Raw genomic sequence first — 19846 nt, 5'->3', positions numbered from 1 at the left:
GTTGCCATATCCGGAACGATCGCCCGGCGCGTCACCCTGCCGCCGCCCTTTCCGCCTGCATCCAGGCGAGTTCGGCCAGTTCCGGGAACGCGTTCGCCCGTTCGCGCGCCTGGGCCGAGGCGGCGGTGCCGCGCAGCGCCCTGCCCTTGATGCCGTGGAAGATCGCCGCCAGCCGGAAGAAGTTGAAGGCGACGTGGAAATCATGATCGGGGATCGCCTGCCGTCCGGTCCGGCGGCAATAGGAGGCCACATACTCCGCCTCGGTGGGAATGTTGAGCGCGGCGATATCCATGCCGCCCAGTCCCGCGACGATGTGGGGCGGCATCCGGTACATCATCGCATGATAGGCGAAGTCCGCGAGCGGATGGCCGAGCGTCGACAATTCCCAGTCGAGCACCGCCAGGACGCGGGGTTCGGTGGGGTGGAAGATCATATTGTCGCAACGGAAGTCGCCATGGACGATCGACGTCTGGTCGTCCGGCGGAATATGCGCCGGCAGCCATTCGACCAGCCGGTCCATGTTCCGGTCCCGCCCGGCATCGGCATCCTCCAGATATTGCCTGGACCAGCGGTCGATCTGACGCTGGAAATAATTGCCGGGGCGGCCATAGTCGGCCAGTCCGATCGCTGCATAATCCAGGCTGTGCAGCCGGGCCAGCGTCTCGTTCATCGCGTCGAAATAGGCAGGGCGGTCATGGCTGGCGACCTGCGGGAAGCTGGCGTCCCAGAATATCCGCCCCTCGACCATGTCCATGACATAGAAGGGGGTGCCGATGACCCCTTCGTCGACGCAGAGGGCATGGACATGGGCGACCGGAAATCCCGCCGATCCCAGCGCGGACAGCACGCGCGCCTCCCGCTCGACGGCATGCGCGCCCTTTACCAGCCGGCCCGGCGGCTTGCGGCGCAGCACATAGTGGCGACCTGGCGTGACGAGCTTGTAGGTGGGATTGCTCTGCCCGCCCCTGAACTGTTCGACGCGGAGCGGTCCCGAATAGCCATCGACATGATCCGCCATCCATCGCGCCAGACCGGCTTCATCGAACCGGTGCGCCTCCCGAACGGCGACGGTGCCGGCGTTTTCCGCTTCACCGGTGCTCATGGCACGTCCCCCGGATGGGCGCGCCCGATGGCCTTGGCGAGCGACCATTTGTGCACCTCCGTAGGTCCGTCATAGATGCGGAAGGCCCGGATTTCGCGGAATATCTGCTCTACCACCGTGTCGCCGCTCACCCCGGTCCCGCCCATGACCTGCACGCAGCGGTCCGCGATCCGCCACAGCGCTTCGGATACCGCCACCTTCGTCATCGAGCTTTCGATGATGCCGGGCGCGCCGGAGTCCAGCACGCCCGCGCACCAGTCGATCATCAGTTCCGACTGTTTCAGGTCGATCAGATTGTCCGCCAGCATGAAGCCCACGCCCTCATGGTCGATCAGCGGCTTGCCGAAGGCCTGTCGCTTGACGGCATAGCCGCGGGCGATGTCGTGCGCGCGCCTCGCGCTGCCCCACCAGCGCATGCAATGGGTGAGGCGCGCGGGCGCCAGACGCACCTGCGCGTAGCGGAAGCCCTGATCGACCTCCCCGAGTATCCGGGTCGCGGGCACCCGCACGCCGTCGAGCCGCACGACGGCATGGCCGCCGGGCATGGTCCCATCGATGGTGTCGAGCAGCCGCTCGACGGTGATGCCGGGGCTGTCCATGTCGACAAGGAACATGGTGGCCGACTCCCCCGTGCGCGCCATGACGATCGAGAAGGCAGCGCCCTCCGCGCCTGTCGCGAAGCTCTTGCGCCCGTCGATGATCCAATGGTCGCCATCGGGGCGCGCCACGGTCCTGAGCATCGAGGGGTCGGAACCGGCCCCATCCTCGTCCGCCGGTTCGGTCATCAGGAAGGCCGACCGCGTCGTCCCGGCGGCAAGCGGCCGGAGGAAGCGGTCGATCTGCGCCGGGGTGGCCACGCGGGCGAGGAGGTGCATATTGCCCTCGTCCGGGGCCGCCAGGTTCATCGCCAGCGGTCCGAGCGGCGAATAGCCGGCCGACCGGAACAGCCGCGCCGTCGCGGCATGGTCCAGCCCCTGTCCGCCCAGTTCCGGCGGCAGATGGGGGGCGATGAGGCCGGCATGGCGCGCCCGCGCCCGCAAATCCTCGACCAGCGCGTCCGATGGGCCGTGACCGCCGATCCGGGGGTCGGTTTCGAAGGGGATCACCACGTCGCGGATGAAGGCGTCCGTTCGCGCGAGCAGTTCGTCCAGACTATCCCGCGTCATGGATGCGATAGCCGCGTCACTGCGCAAGATAGCCGCCATCGATCACCAGTTCGGCGCCGGTCATGAAGCTGGATTCGTCGCTGGCGAGGAACAGCACGCCATTGGCCAGTTCGATCGGCTGGCCCATGCGTCCCAGCGGCGTCGCCGCCACCACCCCGGCGCTGGTTTCCTCCGCCTGATCCTCCAGCACCATGGGGGTGGCGATGATGCCGGGATGGATCGAGTTCACCCGCACATTGTCCGGCGCATAGGTGACGGCGGCATGTTTGGTCAGGTGCCGGACGGCCGCCTTGGACGCATGATAGGCGGCCGCGCCGGGGACCGCCGCGATCCCCCAGATCGACGAGAAATTGACGATCGACCCCGCCCTTTTGGCGCGCATGCCCGGCAGCACGGCGCGCATGCCCAGGAAGACGCCGGTCTGGTTGACCGCGATCACCCGGTCCCAGTCGGCCAGATTCTCATCGGCAAGCGGCAGTTGCGACCCGCCGATGCCCGCATTGTTGACGAGGATGTCGACGGCGCCATGACGCGCCACGATGCCCTCCACCAGCTCCGCCCATTGCCCTTCGTTCGCGACGTCCATGATGGAAAAGCGGATCGCCGGATCGTCATAGGGCGCGTCGGGCGGGTTGACGTCGGTGACATGAACCTGCGCGCCCTCGCGGGCGAAGAGTTCCGCGGTGGCGCGGCCGATGCCGCGCCCCCCGCCGGTGATGATGGCAACCTTGCCCTGCAACCGCCCCATATGATGTCCTTTCGATCCTTCAGCCGATCCCGCCGTCGACGGTGATTTCCGCGCCGGTGACGTAGCTCGCCTCGTCGGAGGCGAGGAACAGCACCAGCCGGGCCACCTCGTCGGTGGTTCCGATGCGCTTCATGGGGATCATGTCCTCGTAGAATTTCAGCCGTTCGGGCGTGTTCTCGCCCAGCATCGGCGTGTCGATGATGCCGGGATGGATCGAATTGACGCGGATGCCGAGCGGCGCGAGTTCCGACGCCGCCAGCTTGCTCATGCCGCGCACGGCCCATTTGCTGGTGGCATAGGCGAAGATGCCGGGAACATTGCCCAGGCCCGCGCCCGACGAGATGTTGACGATGGCGCCGCCGCCGGTCTTCGCCATCGCCTCCGCGGCGGCGCGCATCCCCAGGAAGACGCTGAGCTGATTGACGCGATAGTGCAGGTCCCACAGCGCGGCGTCCGTCTCCAGCAAGGGCGCGGGCTTGTAGACGCCCGCATTGTTGACCAGAATGTCGATCTTCCCGAAGCGCTCCTCCGCCTCGCGCACGACCCGCGCCCAATCGGCCTGTTCCGCCACGTCATGGCGAACGAAATGACCGTTGGCTCCCAGTTCGGCGGCGACCGCCGCTCCGGCTTCGTTGAGGTCGGTGACGACCACCTTCGCGCCCTCCGCCGCGAACAGCCGCGCTTCCGCCGCGCCCTGGCCGCTTGCCGCGCCCGTGATCAGGGCGACCTTGCCTTGCAGCCTGCTCATGCGAACCTCTCCTCCTTCATGGCGATCACCAGCGCCGGTCCTTGCCCCACAGGAACCGCGCCTCGTCCCGGCTGGTGTAATCGGGGTCGAGATAGATGTGCATGCGGGCGATCAGCGCGCCGCGAAATTCGAAGACGCTGCAAAAGCGCCCGCCCGGCGTCGTGCCGCCTTCCCATGTCGCGCCTTCCCTGTCTTCGCCGCGCGTGGTGCCTTCGACCACCACGCTGTCGCCGCTCTCGATGAAGCGCAGCCCGTCAATATCGTGCCCGAACGCCTTGAACGAACCCACAAGGCCGGCGGCGAAGGCCATGAAGTCATCGCGACCCCGGCCGATGCCGAATTTGGGAAAGAAAAATTCGAAATCGTCGGTGAACCCGTCGAGCATGTCGGGCCGACCCGCGTCGCCCCGCCGGAAATAGTCGATCACCGCCATGATGCGGGGCGAATGGTCCTGCTGCTCGGCCATGGGCTCTCCCTCCCTGTCGATTGCTCTAGAAGGTGACATTGTCGCCGCCCTTCAGCGCCAATATCTCACGCGTCTCCGCCGGTGTCGCCACCTCCAGCGACAAAGGCTCCAGGATCGACCGGATCAGCCGCACCTGTTCGGCATTGGACCGGGCGAGCCGTCCCTTGCCCGCATAGAGCGAATCCTCCAGCCCGACGCGGACGTTCGCGCCGTTGATCGCGCCCATGGTGACGAAGGGGATCTGGTGCTTGCCCGCCGCCATGACCGACCAGCGATAATCGTCCCCGAACAGCTTGTCCGCGATGCGCCTGGCGTGGAGCAGGTTTTCCGTGTCCGCGCCGGTGCCGCCGAGCAGGCCGAAGATGGATTGCACGAACAGCGGCGGCGTCACCAGCTTGCGGTCCAGGAAATGGGCGAGCGTATAGAGATGGGCGGTGTCGTAGCATTCGAACTCGAACTTGGTGCCATGACCCTTGCCCAGCCGCTCCAGGATCAGCTCTATATCCCTGAAGGTGTTCTTGAAGATCCAGTCGCGCGACGCCTCCAGATGCGCCGCTTCCCAGTCATGTTGGAAGCTCTTGTAACGCTCCAGCATGGGATACATGCCGAAATTCATCGATCCCATGTTGAGCGAGCAAAGCTCCGGCGATGCGCGCAGCGGCGCGGCGAGCCGCTCGTCGAGCGACATGCCCTGGCCGCCGCCCGTCGTGATGTTCACCACCGCGTCGGTCGCCTGCTTGATGCGCGGCAGGAACTGCATGAACACATCGGGATCGGGCGTCGGCCTGCCCGTCTCCGGGTCCCGCGCATGAAGATGGAGGACGGATGCGCCCGCCTCGGCCGCCTCGATCGCCTGTTGCGCGATCTCGTCGGGCGTCACCGGCAGATGGGGGGACATGGTGGGGGTGTGGACGGCGCCGGTCAGGGCGCAACTGATGATGACCTTCGACACGCGGTTCAATCCTTCGCTGCGGGAAGCCGGATCAGCAGCTTCCCCTGATTCTGCCCGGAATAGAGGCGCGCTATCGCGCCGGGGGCCTCGCCAAGCCCTTCCAATATGTCCTCGCGGTAATGCAGCCGTCCCTCGCGCAGCCAGGCCGACAATTGGGCGACGGCCTCATCGAAGCGATCGGCATAGTCGAACGTCAGGAATCCGCGCATCGTCGCGCGCTTCACCAGCAGGTGACGCTCGGGCCGGGCGCCCTGCGGCCAGGGATCCCAGCTTGCGATGGAGGCGGTGCCGCAAACGGCGATCCGCGCATGCAGGCGCAAATGGCGCAGCACCGCGTCGCTGATCGGCCCGGCTATATTGTCGAAATAAATGTCGACCCCGTCGGGACAGGCGCGGGCGATGGCGGCATCCAGATCGGGCTCGCCGCGATAGTCGATCGCGGCGTCATAGCCGAACTCGTCCAAGCACTGGCGCCGCTTTTCCGGCCCGCCCGCCAGGCCGACGGTGCGGCAGCCCGATATGGCGGCGATCTGGCCCACGCACGACCCCACCGAACCCGCCGCCGTCGAGACGAGCACCGTCTCGCCGGGACGGGGGGCGCAGATATCGAGCAGCCCGAAATAGGCGGTGACGCCGTTCAGCCCCAATATGCCCAGATAGAGCGACAGCGGCAGATCGGTGTCCGGGACGCGCAGCAATATGGCGGACGGGTCGACCGCCGCATGCTCCTGCCAGCCGAACAGGCCCATAACCCTGTCGCCCGGCGCGAAATCGCCATGCCGCGATTCCACCACCTCTCCGACGGCGAAGGCGCGCATGACGTCCCCGACATGGATCGGGTCGGAATAGTTGCTCGCATCGCTCAGCCAGCCCCGCATGGCGGGCTCGACGGACAGATAATGGTTGCGCACCCATATCTGTCCATCGGCGGGAACGGGCATGGGGCGTTCCTCCAGCGCGAAATGCTCGCTCTGGGGAATGGCCTGCGGACGGCGCGCAAGGATGACGGCATGGTTCATCGCATCAATAGCTGTAGCTGAGCGTCGCGCCATAAGTGGCGGGCATGCCGGTGGTGCGCGCCACCGTATCGACCACATGGGTGACGGTGGTGACGTAGAATTTATTGGTGACGTTGCGGCCCCAGAGCTGGAACTTCCATCCGCTGTCCGGGCTTTCGATGCCGACCCGCAGGTCGAGCACGGCATAGCCGGGCAGGGCGAATTCGGGCGCTCCCCCGAACGCCGCCACGCTGCGCGAGCGGTAGCGGACATTGCCGCCCAGCGAGAGGTCGAGATTGCCGGTCAGCGCGAAACGATAGTCGAGATCGCCGTTGAGCTGCCATTTTGGCGTGCTGGGAAAGGGTTCGCCCTTGATGTCGACGACGGCGGCATAGGGATCGTTGGCGAGGAAGCTCCGGTCGACGCGCGAGTCGACATAGGTCGCGCCGCCATTGAAGGTCAGCCCGTCGACGGGCCGCCAGTTGACGCTCAGCTCCGCGCCGCGGACGCTCGACCTCGGAACCTGCACCAGCCCGGGCAGATTGCCGAAGGCGGTGGTGATGTAGCCGATGATCTGCTTGTCGTCATATTTGTAATAGAAGCCCGCGCCCGTCAGTTGCAGCCGCCGGTCGAGCAGCGAAAGCTTGAAGCCGGCCTCATAGGCGAGCACCGATTCCTGCGTCACCGGGTCGAACTGGCTGGGGAAAAGGCCGGGCACCGTCGGGAAGCTGCCCGCCTTATAGCCGCGCGTGACGTTGGCGTAGAGCAGGCTGTCGGGATTCGGTTTCCAGTTGAGGCTGGCGCGCCAGGAAATATTATCCTCCTTCAGCGACTTTTCGACGCTGGGCACCGGGATGAAGGGCGTGCCATAGCCGACTTCGCCCAGCGTCGCGCAGGCGCCCGGCGCGAGCGCCACCGTCGGCGGATCGAAATTGCGCGACAGGTTCGACAGGAAGCTGAACGCGTTGGAGATCAGGCCGTCCCCCACGTCCAGCAGGCAGCCGCTGAACCGGTTGCGCTGGTCGCTGTAGCGCGCCGAAACCTGCGCCGTCACCCTGTCCGTCAGCTCATAGTCGAGGCTGCCGAACACCGCCTTGGTCGAGATCTTCTGATGGTTGCTGTTGATGAAGGATGTGTAGCGGAACGGCCCCACGCCGCTGTTGCTGGCGACATAATCGCCGCGCTGGTCGTCCCCGGTGGTGTCGTGGCTGTAATTGCCGCCGAGCATCCAGCGGATCGGACCCGCCATGCCCGCGAGCCGCAATTCCTGCGACACCGTCTCTATGTCGGCGTTGATCGTCAGCAGGAAATTATTCTGCGGCACGCCGTCGGTGTCGCTGGGCGAACGCTGCCTGAACCGCGAATAGGCGCTGATCGAGGTCAGGGTCACGGCATCGCTGACGTCCAGGTCGCCGCGCAGCGAGAATTGGTAGAAGCTGTCGTCGCGGCGAAGGTCGGCGCCGGTGTCCCAGTCCGCGATGCGGCTGCGGTTGGGGGCCGGGACGGCGGCTTCCAGTTCTGCCGTGATGTCGGTATAGCCGCCCGCCGACGGAGCCACGGTCGGGGCATATTTCACGAACTGCGCCGCCTGCGTCTCGCTCCGGTCGATCCAGCCATTGGCGTTGAATTCGAAGCGCAGCGTGTCGGTGGGCTCCCAATCGAGCAGCAGGCGGGCGGTGGAATAGTCCCGGCGGCCGAGGCGGTCGGACGGGCGGGTCTGGCTGATCTGCCAGCCGTCGCGATATTCGTGGCGCACCGCGAGCCGCGCCTTCAGATTGGCCGCGATGGGGCCGCTGACGAAGCCCTGCGCATCCACCTGGTCGAACCGGCCATAGCTGAGGTCGATGCCGGCGGCGAGGTGGTCGGTCGGCTTGGCCGCGATATAGTTGATCGCGCCGCCGGTCGAATTCTGACCGAACAATGTGCCCTGCGGCCCTTTCAGCGCCTCGACGCGCTCGACGTCGAGAGACGCCCCCTGCGTCATGGCGAGATAGGGCAGGGGCACCTGGTCGACATAGACGCTGACCGCCGGGGCCACGGCGACGGCGACGTCGTAGAAGCCGATGCCGCGCATCGTGAAGACCGGCGTGCCATAGGCGCTCGGCTGATAGGTGAAGCCGGGAACGATCTTCACCAGGTCCGACGGCTGGGTCACGCCCGCATTTTCAAGCTGGCTGGCGGAGGCCGCCGTGATGGAGACCGGCACGTCGTTCAGCCGTTCCTCACGCTTCTGCGCGGTGACGATGATCTCGCCCACGGCAAGGTCGCGTTGCGGCGCGGCTTCGGCCTGTTCGGCCGGGGATTGCGCATGGCTGCACAGCGGAGCGACGAGCGCGCTGGTCGCGAGCAGGACGCATATGGGCTTCCTCATTTTTCCTCTCCCTCGTTCAAGCCCTGACTGCCTGATCTGGTGGGGCAGCCGGGTTGTTTGTTCATTCCTTGGCGCGGCATCTTCCCGGGCCGCATGCCCTTCGTTCAGGTCAGCGGCGGGCGCGCTTCCACAGCCGCCGGGCAAGGCGCCAGACCGGCGGGGCCGGAACGGTCGGACGGAAGTGGGGCGCATGATCGCGGCGCGCCGATTGTCCGCGAGCGGGCGGCGACATACCAAATGCTCTCGATGAACATCGCATTTCCTCTCCGGAAAGCCCTGTTGTCCTGCCGCCCCGCCCCGCATCGATCGTGGGGGTCAGGGGCGGTTGGCGGTCTTTCGATGCGGCGCCTTGATGTCGTGGACAATCTCGGCGCCGCCGGTTCGCCCTGTCGGCTCGGCTTTTCTTTTCGGGTTTCTGTGACCGTAGAATGCCATGCCGGCGGGCTGTGTCAATATAAAACTCTACATATGTGGAGTATTTCTCAGCCTCCCATTTACGCGCCTGTTATCCGGCTTCTTTGCCCGCCCAGCGACATGCCGCTGACCCCGTCGTGCAGCGTCAGATTGAGCTCGTCGCCCGGTTGCAGGAACCGGCCCAGCGTCTTCATTTCGACGCGCATGCCATCGCGGCGCGCGGCGTCGTTCAGCAGGTTGGTCTTGAGCAGTTCGATCAGGCCCGGCGTGCCTTGCGCGATGACGCCGCCCGGCGTTCCGGTCAGCACCATGTCGCCGGGCTTCAGGTCCATGATCGCCGCGATCTGGGTCAGCGTTTCGGCGGGCTTGTAGATCAGCTGTCCAGTGTTGGCGGACTGGCGGACCTTTCCGTCATAGGTCAGCGAAAGTTCCAGATTGTCGACCGTCGCCGCGACCTCTTCGGGTTCGAGCAGATAGAAGACCGGCCCGGCCGGGCAGAAGGTGCGATAGCTCTTGCCCTGGAACCATTGCATGAAGGACGCGCCGAACATGGTGTCGCGCGCCGACACGTCGTTGCACAGGACCACGCCGGCAAGATAGGAGCCGAGATTGCCGGCCGTCACGGTGGTTCCCGCCTCCAGCGGACGGCGCAGGACGATGCCGACCTCCACCTCATAATCCAGAAGCTCGACCCCCTTGGGACGGACGATGTCGGCATAGGCGCCGCAGAGCGACGAACTCGCCTTGGCGAAAAGGAGGTTCTCCTTGCGCACATGATGACCGGCCTCCGCCGCATGCTCATCATAGTTGAGCCCCTGGCAGATCAGCGTCGCATCGGGGGTGACGGGGCTCAGCAGGGCGCTCGCGGCGAAGCGCACCGCCTCGCCCGTGGCGGTCAGGTCCGGCGCGGCTTCGATCGCGCCGATCAGTTCGCCCAGGGTCCTCGCGCCGCTCGCAATGCCCCGCCCTTCGACCCGGTCGGCCGGCCCCTCGGGCGCATCGCCGGTCAGCACGGCCCAGCGCGGGCCCGCGCCTTCATCATAGCGGACGATCATCAATGCCATCATTCTACTCCTGCATTCCAATGGGGATGTCAGCGAAGCCAGGGGCGCGGGGGCGCCAGCAGGGCGTCGACGATATTGCGGACGAGCGGGGGGGCGTCGGCCGGGGCGGGGGCGGGCGGCCGCATGGAATCGGGCAGGTCGTCGCCCCAGGACCAGAGGTCGCCGCGGGACAGCGGATGGAAACCGGTCGGATAATCGGCGGTCATCAGGTCGCCGTCCGCATAATGTTCCCATTCGTCCCCGGCGGAGTCCTTCCAATAATCGAAGACCTGACTGCCGAGCACATGGCGGCCGATGCCCCAATAATGGTTCCAGCCCCTGCCGCGCAGATATTGCTGGCCCTGCCCCACCGCATCGACGTCGATCGTCTCGGTCGAGATGTGCAGCAGGCGCGATTCCGGCCCGGCGAGCAGCGCGAGGCTGTGATGGTCGGCGGGCTCCGCGCCCCGGTCGAAGCGGAAGAAGCCCAGCACCGGCGCATCCTCGCCCACGGTCGCGACGTCGGTCGGGAGATAGCCGAAATGGCGCCGGTACCAGGTGGCGGTCCGTTCGAAGTCCGGCGTCTGGAGCACGACATGGCCGATGCGGAACACCGGCGCGGGCGCGGTCGGCGTCCGGACCGGCCTGTCGATGCGGCGGCTGGCCACGGGCGAGTTGACCTCGGTCAAGGGCTCCCGCACCGGCAGCGGCTCCAGCGGCGCCGCGCCCCAGAGCAGGTCGACGCGCACGCCCTCCGGATCGAAGAGGCGCACCCGCTCGCCGCCGCCCGGCGCATCCGTCGCTTCGACCGGCGACTGGGTGGCGGTGGACAGCCGATCGAGATCGGCGCGGTCCCTGGCGGCAAGGCCGAAGCCGACGAAGGCATCCCGCTCCGATGCGATCAGCTCGACGCAATAGGGTTGCGGTCCATAGCCCCGGAAATGGCGCTGCCCGCCGCTGCCGCCCGCGACCGGCACGAAGCCGAAATCCTCCAGGAAGTGCGCCATGGCGTCGATGTCGCGCCGCTCGAAGCTCACATGGACGACGGCGTCCGCCCGGACGATGGGGTCGACTTGACCGATCATGACCTTGCTCCCCTGATCCGGTCGATCACCGCCATCGGGTCTTCCGGCATGGCGTCGCCGCGCCAGGCGACATGCTGGTCGGGGCGGATCAGCACGAAATCGCGCTCGTAGATCCGCCGGGCATGCGCGTCGCGAATGTCGAGCAGGTCGACCGGCACGCCCCGCTCGCGCGCGGCGTCGAGCAGCGGCTGGGCCGAGGCGTCGGTGAAGCGGACCAAAGTGAACCAGGGCCCCAGCCGGTCGAAGATGGCGCTGCCATCCTCCAGGAACAGATGCGGCGCCCGCATGCCCGGCCAGGTGCTGGGCACATAATCGCGCAGCCGCCATTCCGGTTCGTCGCATTCATGGCAGACGATCGGCGACTGGCGGTAGCGATGGTCGAGTTCGATGCCCCGCGATTCATTCTCCGCATTGCCGAGTTCCGCGATCAGCGCGCCATAGGCGTCGCGCGCGGCGGCCCCCTCCGGCGTGTCGTCATGGATGATCGGGGCATAGGCTTCCGCGATCTTCAGGCGCACGCCCATATGCAGGCGCGACGCGTCGACAATGGCGCGGCCCACCGGCCGGCGCTCCGCCTCTATGCTGTCGAGCAGGGCGGGGCCGCCCCAGCCCTGCAGGATGGCGGCGTATTTCCAGGCGAGGTCGACGGCGTCGCCTATCCCGGTGTTCATGCCGTAACCGCCGGTCGGGATCACCTGATGCACGGCATCGCCCGCCATCCACACCCGCCCGCGCCCATATCCGTTCGCCAGCACCAGATGCGGCGACCAGGGGTTCGCCTGGATCACCTCGATCGGGAATTCCCGGCCCAACGCATCGAAGGCGAGTTGCCGGGGATCGATGGCCGCCGCGTCCGCCCCTTCGGGCAGCATGCAGTGGAGCGTCCAGATCTCCGCATCGTCCTGCGCGATCAGCGTGCTGCCGGCGGGCGACTGATAATGCCAGGCGATGCCGAAGCGCTGGAGCAGGTCGCGCGCCTCCGACCGGAAATGCACCATGAAGAAGCGGGCGACATTATATTGCCCGTCCCAGGCATAGCCCAGCTTCTCGCGGATGATGCTGCCGCCGCCGTCGCAGCCCGCGAGCAGGGCGCAGCGCTGCCGTTCGGTGCGCCCCGTCGCGACTTCGCGCAGATGGACCGTCACCCCTTCGCCATCGTCGTCGAAGCCCTCGACCGCCCAGCCGAACCGCATTTCGACCAGCGGAGATTCTTCCAGCAACCCGCGCAGCAGCGGTTCCAGGACGACCTGGCTCAACCGCATATAGGGTTCCAGCGGCTGCGACCCGTCATTGTTGGCGCGGATTTCTTCCCGCCAGCTTTCGACGTCGGGATAGCGGAAGCGGGCCAGTTCCCACTCGTTCAGCCGCGTCACCCAGGAAACGTCCATCGGATTGCCGCGCGGCACGGCGACGTCGCGTATCTTCTCCGCAATGCCCATGCGGCGGAACAGCTCCATGCTGCGGCCATTGGTCACGTCCATCTTCGGATGGCGCGTGGTCGAGGGATTGCGTTCGAGCAGCAGCGTGCGAACGCCGCGGCTTTGAAGCTCAAATGCGGTGGTAAGGCCGACCGGCCCCCCACCCGCTACGATGACTGGAACATCCACGGGGCATCTTCTCCATCACGGTCATTGCCGTCTGGAGAGCAGGGCTAACATGCCCTGCCGCAGGAGTCCATAAAAACTCTACAGTCGTGGAGTTTATTTGAAGACAGCGCGTTCGACGAGGTTCCAATAGCGTTCGACGGCCTCCTCATTCCTGATGGAAAAGCCAATGGTTTCCGCCATTTCGCGGTTGAGCGACGACAGGGTGGAGGTCATGCCGATGAGCATGTAATAGACATGATCGGGATCGCCCTGCAGGAGCTGGCCCTCCGCCTGCGCCGCCCGGATCTGGGGCAGGATGCGGTCGCGGGTCTTGCTGAGAACCTTCTCGACCAGCCAACCGATTCTCGGACTCGATCCCTGATTCTCGCGCAGCATGAAATGGTGGAACGCGGTATGTTCGACCGTGAAGCGCAGGAAGGTCCGGAACTCGGCCCGCACGCGCTCTGACGCGGACATTCGGGAATCGGGGGGAATGGCCTCGTCCCACATGGTCTCGATCTGCTCGAAGGCATATTCGGCCACCGCCTTCCACAGCGCCTCCTTGGTGCGGTAATGATAGGTGATCAGCGTATATTCCAGGCCCGCGCGTTCCCCGATGCGGCGCACGCTGCTGCCGTCGAACCCGCGCTCGGCAAATTCGTTGAGCGCCGCCTCCAATATCGCCTGGCGCGTTTCGACGGACCGCTGCTGTTCGCGCCGGTTGGTCTTCCGCCGCTGGCCGGGCTGTTTCGCGGCGGCGCTTTCGTCCGGGGCCTTTTTGCGGTTTGTCTCTGCCATTGAGCCTCCAAATTGCAGCCGTGAAGCGGAAGCGTGCCCGTGTCCCCCGGCATCCCGCCCTGCCGCCGTGATCGGGATCGACGTTGGAAGGAGGGCAAGCCGCCTTCGCGCACGCTCTACCCAAGTCAATCGCGCGGATCGAGTCCCGAAACCAGAATGTCGACCAGCTTTTCCGCCACGGTCCCGGCCGGCATCGCCCCTTCCGGATCGTACCAGCGCCCCGGCCAGTTGAGCGCCCCCGCCAGCGCGAAAGCAGCCATCTTCACGTCGATCCGTGCGATCGAACCATCGGCAACGGCGTCTTCGATCAACCTGCGCAAGGCATTGTCGATCTCCCGCTTCAGCGCGCGATAGCGCGGCCTGCTTTCCGGCGAGAGCACTTCGTCCCCGGTCCGGATCACGCATCGCCCGAAATCGTCCATGTTGACCTCGGCATAGCGGCGCAGGAAGCGCGTCAGCCGATGGCGGCCGTCGCCGGGCTCCCGCCGGGCCTGATCGGCCGCTTCCAGCAATTGCTGCAGGCCGATGGTGACGCATTCCAGCAGCACCTGATCCTTGTTGGCCAGATAGTGGTAGATGGTGCGCTTGGATATGCCCAGGCTGGCGGCGACGTCGTCCAGCGACGTCGCGTGAAACCCGCGTTCGTTGAACATCCGCACCGCCGCGCGCAGCACGGCCTCGCGCTTGGCAAGGCGCTCCGCCTCTTTCTGGGCGGGGGTGCGGAATGGTGAAGCGGCGTGCATCAATGTCCTCTTTTCTCCATCGGAGCGTTGACAGGAAACCCGGCGCGACGCAATACACCCAAAAGTGCATGAGTCACTCATGAGTTTCCGGAGGCTGAAATGGATCTGAAGGGAATGGCTGCCATCGTCACCGGCGGCGCGTCGGGATTGGGCGGAGCCACCGCCGCGCGTCTGGCGCGGGGCGGCGCCAGGGTGACGCTGTTCGACCTGAACGCCGAATTGGGGGCGGCCCATGCCGACGCCATTGGTGGCCAGTTCATGAAGGTCGACGTGACGGACGAGGGCGCCGTCGCGGCAGCGTTCGAACAGGCCGAGGCGCTGCACGGCGTCGCGCGCATCCTGGTCAACTGCGCGGGGATCGCGCCGGCGATCAAGACCGTCGGCAAGGAGCATGCGCCCCATCCGCTGGACGTGTTCAGGCGGACCGTCGAAGTGAACCTGATCGGGACATTCTGCATGATCGCCCGCTTCGCGGCTTCCCTGGCGAAGGCGGACGAGATCGAGGGTGAGCGGGGCGTCATCGTCAACACGGCGTCGGTTGCGGCGTTCGACGGCCAGATCGGCCAGGCCGCCTATAGCGCCTCCAAGGGCGGCGTCGTCGGCATGACCCTGCCCATCGCCCGCGACCTGGCGCAGCACAAGATCCGTGTGATGACCATCGCGCCGGGTATCTTCCTGACGCCCATGCTGGAGGCGTTCCCCCAGCATGTGCAGGATGCGCTGGGCGCGCAGGTGCCGCATCCCAGCCGCCTTGGGAAGCCCGACGAATATGCGCAGCTCGTGGACAGCATCATCGCCAATCCCATGCTGAACGGCGAGGTCATCCGACTGGACGGCGCGATCCGAATGGCGCCGCGTTGAGCGGCCCCGGCAGGCGAAGCGCTGGTTCCACGCGCGCGCCTGCCGCCTTCTGGAGCGGGGAACCGGTTTGGTCCGCCGCTCCTCCTCATGTCGAAGGAAGCTGAAAATGGCCGAAGCCTATATTGTCGAGGCGCTGCGTACTGCCGCCGGCAAGCGCAAGGGCGCGCTGTCGGGCGTTCATCCGGCGGATCTGGGCGCCGTGGTGCTGAACGCATTGGTCGACCGCAGCGGCATCGATCCCGCCGCGGTCGAGGATGTCATATTGGGCTGCGTCACGCAGGGCGGCGAACAATCCTTCGCCTTCGGCCGCAATGTCGTGCTGGCGTCGAAGCTGCCCGACAGCGTTCCCGCCGTCACCATCGACCGGCAGTGCGGATCGTCGCAGCAGGCGCTGCATTTCGCGGCGCAGGCGGTGATGTCCGGCACGCAGGATCTGGTGATCGCGGCCGGCGTGGAAAGCATGACGCGCGTGCCGATGGGCTCCAACTTCAATCTGCATGCGCAGGCGGGAATTGGGGAAGGGCCATGGCCCGCCAGCATCCGCGAGCGCTACGGCGTCAACGAGTTCAGCCAGTACCATGGCGGGCAGGCGATTGCCGACAAATATGGCTTCAGCCGCGAAGACATGGACGCCTACGCGCTGGAGAGCCATCGCAAGGCCGCGGCCGCCATCGCCGCGGGCGCTTTCGAGCGCGAGATCGTGCCGGTCGACACGCCGGACGGCCGCTTCGCGCAGGATGAGGGCGTGCGCGCCAATGGATCGATGGAGGCGCTGGCCGGGCTCAAGACGCTGACCGAAGGCGGCACGATCACCGCCGGCAATGCGAGCCAGATGACCGATGGCGCCTCCGCCGTGCTGGTCGCGAATGAGGAGGCGCTGAAGCGGTTCGACCTGAGGCCGCTGGCGCGCATCCATAATCTGACGGTGACGGCGGGCGACCCCGTCATCATGCTGGAGGAACCGATTGCGGCCACGGAAAGGGCGCTGCGCCGGGCGGGGCTGGGCCTGGACGAGATCGACCTGTTCGAAGTGAACGAAGCTTTCGCTTCCATTCCCATGGCCTGGCTGAAGGTGCTGGGCGCTGATCCGGGCAAGCTGAACGTCCATGGCGGTGCGATCGCGCTGGGCCACCCTCTCGGCGCGAGCGGGACGAAGCTGATGGCGACCCTTGTCCATGGATTGAGGGCGCGGGGCAAGCGCTATGGGCTGCAAGCCATGTGCGAAGGCGGCGGCATCGCCAATGTGACCATCGTCGAGGCATTGTGACGGTTCCTGCGGAGCGGGCGTCGCGGGCTTGCGCGCCCGGCGCCCGCGCCGGCGGACCGGCGGATGAACAGGGTTAAGGATGAGTTGACGGGCCGCAAACCCAGGCCGCCTCTAAGCCATTGATCATAATCGCTTTGTGATCGACGCCGTCCGATGTTAGAAAGACGCGCGGTTCCGATGCAGAAGGTTGTCGATGGACAGGAAATTGGCAAGCGAACGGGGTGCCGAACAAAAGGCGCTGGCGGCACGATGGACCATAGCCGCCGAAGCCATGGAGGCGCTGGCCGGCGCGCGGTCGATGGAAGCGATCATAAATGTCCTGCGGGCCTTCGCGCGCCGCGCGGTGGGGGCGGACGGCATCGCGGTCGTCCTGCGCGACGAGGACCAGTGTCATTATATCGCTGAAGATTCGATGGAACCGCTCTGGGCGGGACAGCGCTTCCCGGCATCGAGTTGCGTGTCCGGATGGGCGATGGAGCATCATCGGACGGCGGTGATCCCGGACGTCTTCGACGATCCCCGCGTGCCGGTGGAGGCCTATCGCACCACATTCGTGCGGTCGATGGTGATGGTGCCGATCGGCCGCATCGAACCCATGGCCGCTCTGGGCGCCTACTGGTCCGAATTCGCGCAGCCCACCGACAATGAGATCGCTCTGCTGGAGGCGCTGGCCCGCGCCGCGTCCACCGCGCTGGAGAACGGGCGGCTGTTTGCGTCGCTGGAAGCGCTGAACGACCAGCTCGAACGCCGCGTCCGGGAACGCACCACGGAACTGGAGCGGTCGCAGGACAGCCTGCGCCAGGTCCAGAAGCTGGACATGCTCGGCCAGTTGACGGGCCATGTCGCCCATGACTTCAACAATCTGCTGATGCCGATCGTCGGCGGGCTGGACCTGATCCTGTCGGGCAAGCGGACGCCCGAATCGATCGAGCGGCATGCGACCATCGCGATGCAGGCGGCGGAGAGCGCGCAGACGCTGGTGCAGCGGCTCTTGACCTTTGCCCGCCGCCAGCCCCTGACCGCAAAGGCGGTCGACCTGTCGGACCTGCTTGGCGGGATGCAGGCCTTGCTGACCAGCACGCTGGGACCGCGGATCGCGCTGTCCGTCGATCTCCAGCCGATGGTGCCGCCGGTGCGCGCGGACGCCCATCAGCTTGAGGTCGCGCTGCTCAACCTGGCCGTCAACGGCCGCGACGCCATGCCCGACGGCGGCGCGCTCAGCATAAAGGCGCAGGCGCGCCAAAGCCGCCTGCCCGCCGCGCTGACGCCCGGTCCCTATGTCTGCCTGACCGTCAGCGACACCGGCACCGGCATGACCCCGGCGGTCAAGGCGGCGGCCATGGAGCCCTTCTTCACGACCAAGCCGTCCGGCCATGGCACGGGGCTTGGCCTTTCCATGGTCCATGGCCTTGCCGCCCAGCTTGGCGGCACGGTGGAGATCGACAGCGCCGTGGGGCAGGGCACCAGCGTCCGGCTATGGCTGCCCGTCGAGCGGGCGCCTGCCGTGAAGGCGGCTTCCCCAGCAGTCGAGGAGGGACCGAAAGAGCGTTCGGGCAAGGTGCTGCTGGTGGACGACAACGATCTCGTCCGGAATAGCACGCGGGAGATGCTGATCGACATGGGCTATGAGGTGGTCGACACCGACCGGGCCGAACGCGCGCTCAGCATGATCGAATCCGGCGACCGGCCGGACATCCTGATCACCGACCATATCATGCCGGGCATGACGGGGGTGGAACTGGCGCTGCGCCTGCGGGCCGATCATCCGCACATCGCGTTGCTGATCATATCGGGCTATGAGGGGGTTGACCTGATCGCGCCCGACATCACGCGCCTGTCCAAGCCCTTCCGGCATAATCACTTGCAGGCCTGCATAGCCGCGGCGCGGGCGCAGGCAGCCTGATCCGCATCCTGTTTCGGGGTCACGGCCCCTCTGCGGAGAAAAGCTTGGCGCCGGCCTGGCCCGGATATGTCCTGTGGCGCTTCGCTTCACTCTATTCAGGCTATCCCTGAACAGGATGACTTTGCCGTGGATCGGACGACGCGACCCAGGGCGCATTCGCTTTCATGCCTGAGGCGGCGAGGCCCATTGACGGGAGGGGCCTCGCCCTCTTTCCTCAGGCCGGTTGAGCGACGTCCACCGCGTAATGCGCACTGGTCTTGGCGGCGACTTCCTCCGCCGTCACGCCCGGCGCGCATTCGATGAGGCGGAACGGGCTGTCATGGTCGGGCCGCTGGAACACGCAGAGGTCGGTGACGATCATGTCGACCACATTCCTGCCCGTCAGCGGCAGGGTGCAGGCCGGGATGAACTTGGGACTGCCGTCCTTGGACGTGTGTTCCATGACGACGATGATCTTCTTGACGCCCGCGACCAGATCCATCGCGCCGCCCATGCCCTTGATCATCTTGCCCGGGATCATCCAGTTGGCGATGTCGCCATGTTCCGAAACCTCCATCGCGCCCAGCACGGTCAGGTCGATATGCCCGCCCCGGATCATCGCGAAGCTGTCGGCGCTGGAAAAATAGCAGCTCTGCGGCAATTCGCTGATCGTCTGCTTGCCCGCATTGATCAGGTCGGCATCCTCCTCCCCCTCATAGGGGAAAGGGCCGATGCCCAGCATGCCATTCTCCGACTGCAGCGTCACTTCCACGCCATCGGGAATGTGGTTCGCCACCAGCGTCGGGATGCCGATGCCCAGGTTCACGTAGAAACCGTCCTGCAATTCCTTCGCCGCCCGCGCGGCCATTTCGTCACGAGTCCATGCCATTATGCGGCCTCCCTCTGGCGGACGGTGCGGAATTCGATTTTCTTGTCGTAAGGCGCTCCGACGATCATGCGCTTGACGTAGATGCCGGGCAGATGGATCGCATCGGGGTCGAGGCTGCCGGTGGGCACCACCTCCTCCACTTCCGCGACGCAGATCTTCGCCGCCGTCGCCATGGGCTGGTTGAAGTTGCGCGCCGTCTTGCGGAAGATGAGGTTGCCGCTCTCATCGGCCTTCCAGCCCTTGATGACCGCCACATCGGCGAAGATGCCGCGCTCCAATATGTAATCCTGCCCGTCGAAGCTCTTCACTTCCTTGCCCTCGGCCACCGCCGTGCCCACGCCCGTCCTGGTGTAGAAGCCCGGAATGCCCGCGCCGCCCGCCCGGCAGCGTTCGGCCAGCGTGCCCTGCGGGCAGAACTCCACCTCCAGCTCCCCGGCCAGATATTGCCGCTCGAACTCCTTGTTCTCGCCCACATAGCTGGAGATCATCTTCCTGACCTGCCGCGTGCGCAGCAGCTTGCCCAGCCCCTCGCCATCTACCCCCGCATTGTTGGAGGCGATGGTCAGATCCCTGACGCCCGAATCCCGGATCGCATCGATCAGCCGCTCGGGTATCCCGCACAGACCGAACCCGCCAGCGCACAGATGCATGCCGTCGAACAGCAAACCCTCCAACGCACTCGCCGCATCCGAATAAAGCTTTTTGACCATAAGCATGCCTCTCCTTC

At 66.3% G+C, this 19846-nt stretch carries 18 protein-coding genes; 3 read left to right on the top strand and 15 right to left on the bottom strand.

Annotation, left to right across the window (positions count from 1 at the left end; genetic code table 11):
• Positions 1–31: 31 nt before the first annotated feature.
• From H5V43_RS21150 to H5V43_RS21090, 13 genes are all read right to left on the bottom strand, one after another.
• Positions 32–1102, bottom strand: coding sequence for a phosphotransferase (locus H5V43_RS21150; protein WP_025549446.1), 1071 nt, complete (start codon positions 1100–1102; stop codon positions 32–34).
• Positions 1099–2268 (bottom strand): acyl-CoA dehydrogenase family protein, encoded by a 1170-nt coding sequence (locus tag H5V43_RS21145; RefSeq protein ID WP_103001635.1) that lies wholly within the window; start codon positions 2266–2268, stop codon positions 1099–1101. Before H5V43_RS21145 ends, H5V43_RS21150 begins: the two co-directional genes overlap by 4 nt.
• Before the next feature lie 16 nt (positions 2269–2284).
• Complete coding sequence (locus H5V43_RS21140; RefSeq protein WP_025549444.1) at positions 2285–3016, bottom strand: glucose 1-dehydrogenase; 732 nt, start codon at positions 3014–3016, stop codon at positions 2285–2287.
• Between the two features lie 19 nt (positions 3017–3035).
• Positions 3036–3764, bottom strand: a complete 729-nt coding sequence (locus H5V43_RS21135; RefSeq protein ID WP_025549443.1) for an SDR family NAD(P)-dependent oxidoreductase — start codon at positions 3762–3764, stop codon at positions 3036–3038.
• Between the two features lie 25 nt (positions 3765–3789).
• Positions 3790–4230 (bottom strand): nuclear transport factor 2 family protein, encoded by a 441-nt coding sequence (locus tag H5V43_RS21130; RefSeq protein ID WP_025549442.1) that lies wholly within the window; start codon positions 4228–4230, stop codon positions 3790–3792.
• Between the two features lie 25 nt (positions 4231–4255).
• Entirely contained in the window at positions 4256–5182 is a 927-nt protein-coding gene (kce, locus tag H5V43_RS21125; protein ID WP_025549441.1) for a 3,5-dioxohexanoate:acetyl-CoA acetone transferase, read from the bottom strand.
• A 5-nt stretch (positions 5183–5187) separates the two neighbouring features.
• Complete coding sequence (locus H5V43_RS21120) at positions 5188–6201, bottom strand: NADP-dependent oxidoreductase (RefSeq protein ID WP_244968698.1); 1014 nt, start codon at positions 6199–6201, stop codon at positions 5188–5190.
• Between the two features lie 4 nt (positions 6202–6205).
• Complete coding sequence (locus H5V43_RS21115) at positions 6206–8551, bottom strand: TonB-dependent receptor (RefSeq protein WP_025549440.1); 2346 nt, start codon at positions 8549–8551, stop codon at positions 6206–6208.
• A 494-nt stretch (positions 8552–9045) separates the two neighbouring features.
• Positions 9046–10032 carry a fumarylacetoacetate hydrolase family protein gene (locus H5V43_RS21110; RefSeq protein WP_052816705.1) on the bottom strand — a complete coding sequence of 329 codons (987 nt, stop codon included), beginning with the start codon at positions 10030–10032 and terminating at the stop codon, positions 9046–9048.
• Positions 10033–10058: 26 nt separating this feature from the next.
• Positions 10059–11093: a VOC family protein gene (locus H5V43_RS21105; protein WP_025549438.1), complete on the bottom strand. Its 1035-nt coding sequence runs from the start codon at positions 11091–11093 to the stop codon at positions 10059–10061.
• Entirely contained in the window at positions 11090–12700 is a 1611-nt protein-coding gene (locus H5V43_RS21100) for an FAD-dependent monooxygenase (protein ID WP_099186604.1), read from the bottom strand. The genes H5V43_RS21105 and H5V43_RS21100 overlap by 4 nt, the downstream gene beginning before the upstream one ends.
• Positions 12701–12793: 93 nt before the next feature.
• Positions 12794–13477, bottom strand: coding sequence for a TetR/AcrR family transcriptional regulator (locus H5V43_RS21095; RefSeq protein ID WP_025549437.1), 684 nt, complete (start codon positions 13475–13477; stop codon positions 12794–12796).
• 125 nt (positions 13478–13602) lie between these two features.
• The gene (locus H5V43_RS21090; protein ID WP_025549436.1) at positions 13603–14220 is read right to left on the bottom strand and encodes a TetR/AcrR family transcriptional regulator; all 618 of its coding nucleotides are present in this window, start codon (positions 14218–14220) and stop codon (positions 13603–13605) included.
• 99 nt (positions 14221–14319) lie between these two features.
• Between H5V43_RS21090 and H5V43_RS21085 the strand changes: the two genes are divergently transcribed.
• The 3 genes from H5V43_RS21085 (at position 14320) to H5V43_RS21075 (ending at position 18251) form a co-directional block, all read left to right on the top strand.
• Entirely contained in the window at positions 14320–15081 is a 762-nt protein-coding gene (locus H5V43_RS21085; protein WP_025549435.1) for an SDR family NAD(P)-dependent oxidoreductase, read from the top strand.
• A gap of 106 nt (positions 15082–15187) precedes the next feature.
• Positions 15188–16348, top strand: a complete 1161-nt coding sequence (locus H5V43_RS21080) for an acetyl-CoA C-acetyltransferase (RefSeq protein ID WP_193666838.1) — start codon at positions 15188–15190, stop codon at positions 16346–16348.
• 193 nt (positions 16349–16541) lie between these two features.
• Positions 16542–18251, top strand: a complete 1710-nt coding sequence (locus tag H5V43_RS21075) for an ATP-binding protein (protein WP_025549434.1) — start codon at positions 16542–16544, stop codon at positions 18249–18251.
• 214 nt (positions 18252–18465) lie between these two features.
• Here the strand turns inward: H5V43_RS21075 and H5V43_RS21070 are convergent, their stop codons facing one another.
• Together H5V43_RS21070 and H5V43_RS21065 are read right to left on the bottom strand one after the other, a co-directional pair.
• Entirely contained in the window at positions 18466–19119 is a 654-nt protein-coding gene (locus H5V43_RS21070) for a CoA transferase subunit B (protein ID WP_025549433.1), read from the bottom strand.
• The gene (locus H5V43_RS21065; RefSeq protein WP_025549432.1) at positions 19119–19829 is read right to left on the bottom strand and encodes a CoA transferase subunit A; all 711 of its coding nucleotides are present in this window, start codon (positions 19827–19829) and stop codon (positions 19119–19121) included. Before H5V43_RS21065 ends, H5V43_RS21070 begins: the two co-directional genes overlap by 1 nt.
• Positions 19830–19846: the final 17 nt, after the last annotated feature.

This window comes from Sphingobium fuliginis, from assembly GCF_015074805.1.
Lineage (GTDB): Bacteria > Pseudomonadota > Alphaproteobacteria > Sphingomonadales > Sphingomonadaceae > Sphingobium > Sphingobium fuliginis.
The sequence above is the reverse complement of the archived record's forward strand: the minus strand, read 5'-3'. Positions and strand labels throughout refer to the sequence as shown.

Excerpts from the sequence above, each read along its gene's own strand:
- H5V43_RS21150 (WP_025549446.1), bottom strand. The coding sequence starts at position 1,102 with ATGAGCACCGGTGAAGCGGAAAACGCCGGCACCGTCGCCGTTCGGGAG.
- H5V43_RS21145 (WP_103001635.1), bottom strand. The coding sequence starts at position 2,268 with ATGACGCGGGATAGTCTGGACGAACTGCTCGCGCGAACGGACGCCTTC.
- H5V43_RS21140 (WP_025549444.1), bottom strand. The coding sequence starts at position 3,016 with ATGGGGCGGTTGCAGGGCAAGGTTGCCATCATCACCGGCGGGGGGCGC.
- H5V43_RS21135 (WP_025549443.1), bottom strand. The coding sequence starts at position 3,764 with ATGAGCAGGCTGCAAGGCAAGGTCGCCCTGATCACGGGCGCGGCAAGC.
- H5V43_RS21130 (WP_025549442.1), bottom strand. The coding sequence starts at position 4,230 with ATGGCCGAGCAGCAGGACCATTCGCCCCGCATCATGGCGGTGATCGAC.
- H5V43_RS21120 (WP_244968698.1), bottom strand. The coding sequence starts at position 6,201 with ATGAACCATGCCGTCATCCTTGCGCGCCGTCCGCAGGCCATTCCCCAG.
- H5V43_RS21115 (WP_025549440.1), bottom strand. The coding sequence starts at position 8,551 with ATGAGGAAGCCCATATGCGTCCTGCTCGCGACCAGCGCGCTCGTCGCT.
- H5V43_RS21110 (WP_052816705.1), bottom strand. The coding sequence starts at position 10,032 with ATGATGGCATTGATGATCGTCCGCTATGATGAAGGCGCGGGCCCGCGC.
- H5V43_RS21105 (WP_025549438.1), bottom strand. The coding sequence starts at position 11,093 with ATGATCGGTCAAGTCGACCCCATCGTCCGGGCGGACGCCGTCGTCCAT.
- H5V43_RS21095 (WP_025549437.1), bottom strand. The coding sequence starts at position 13,477 with ATGGCAGAGACAAACCGCAAAAAGGCCCCGGACGAAAGCGCCGCCGCG.
- H5V43_RS21090 (WP_025549436.1), bottom strand. The coding sequence starts at position 14,220 with ATGCACGCCGCTTCACCATTCCGCACCCCCGCCCAGAAAGAGGCGGAG.
- H5V43_RS21085 (WP_025549435.1), top strand. The coding sequence starts at position 14,320 with ATGGATCTGAAGGGAATGGCTGCCATCGTCACCGGCGGCGCGTCGGGA.
- H5V43_RS21080 (WP_193666838.1), top strand. The coding sequence starts at position 15,188 with ATGGCCGAAGCCTATATTGTCGAGGCGCTGCGTACTGCCGCCGGCAAG.
- H5V43_RS21075 (WP_025549434.1), top strand. The coding sequence starts at position 16,542 with ATGGACAGGAAATTGGCAAGCGAACGGGGTGCCGAACAAAAGGCGCTG.
- H5V43_RS21070 (WP_025549433.1), bottom strand. The coding sequence starts at position 19,119 with ATGGCATGGACTCGTGACGAAATGGCCGCGCGGGCGGCGAAGGAATTG.
- H5V43_RS21065 (WP_025549432.1), bottom strand. The coding sequence starts at position 19,829 with ATGGTCAAAAAGCTTTATTCGGATGCGGCGAGTGCGTTGGAGGGTTTG.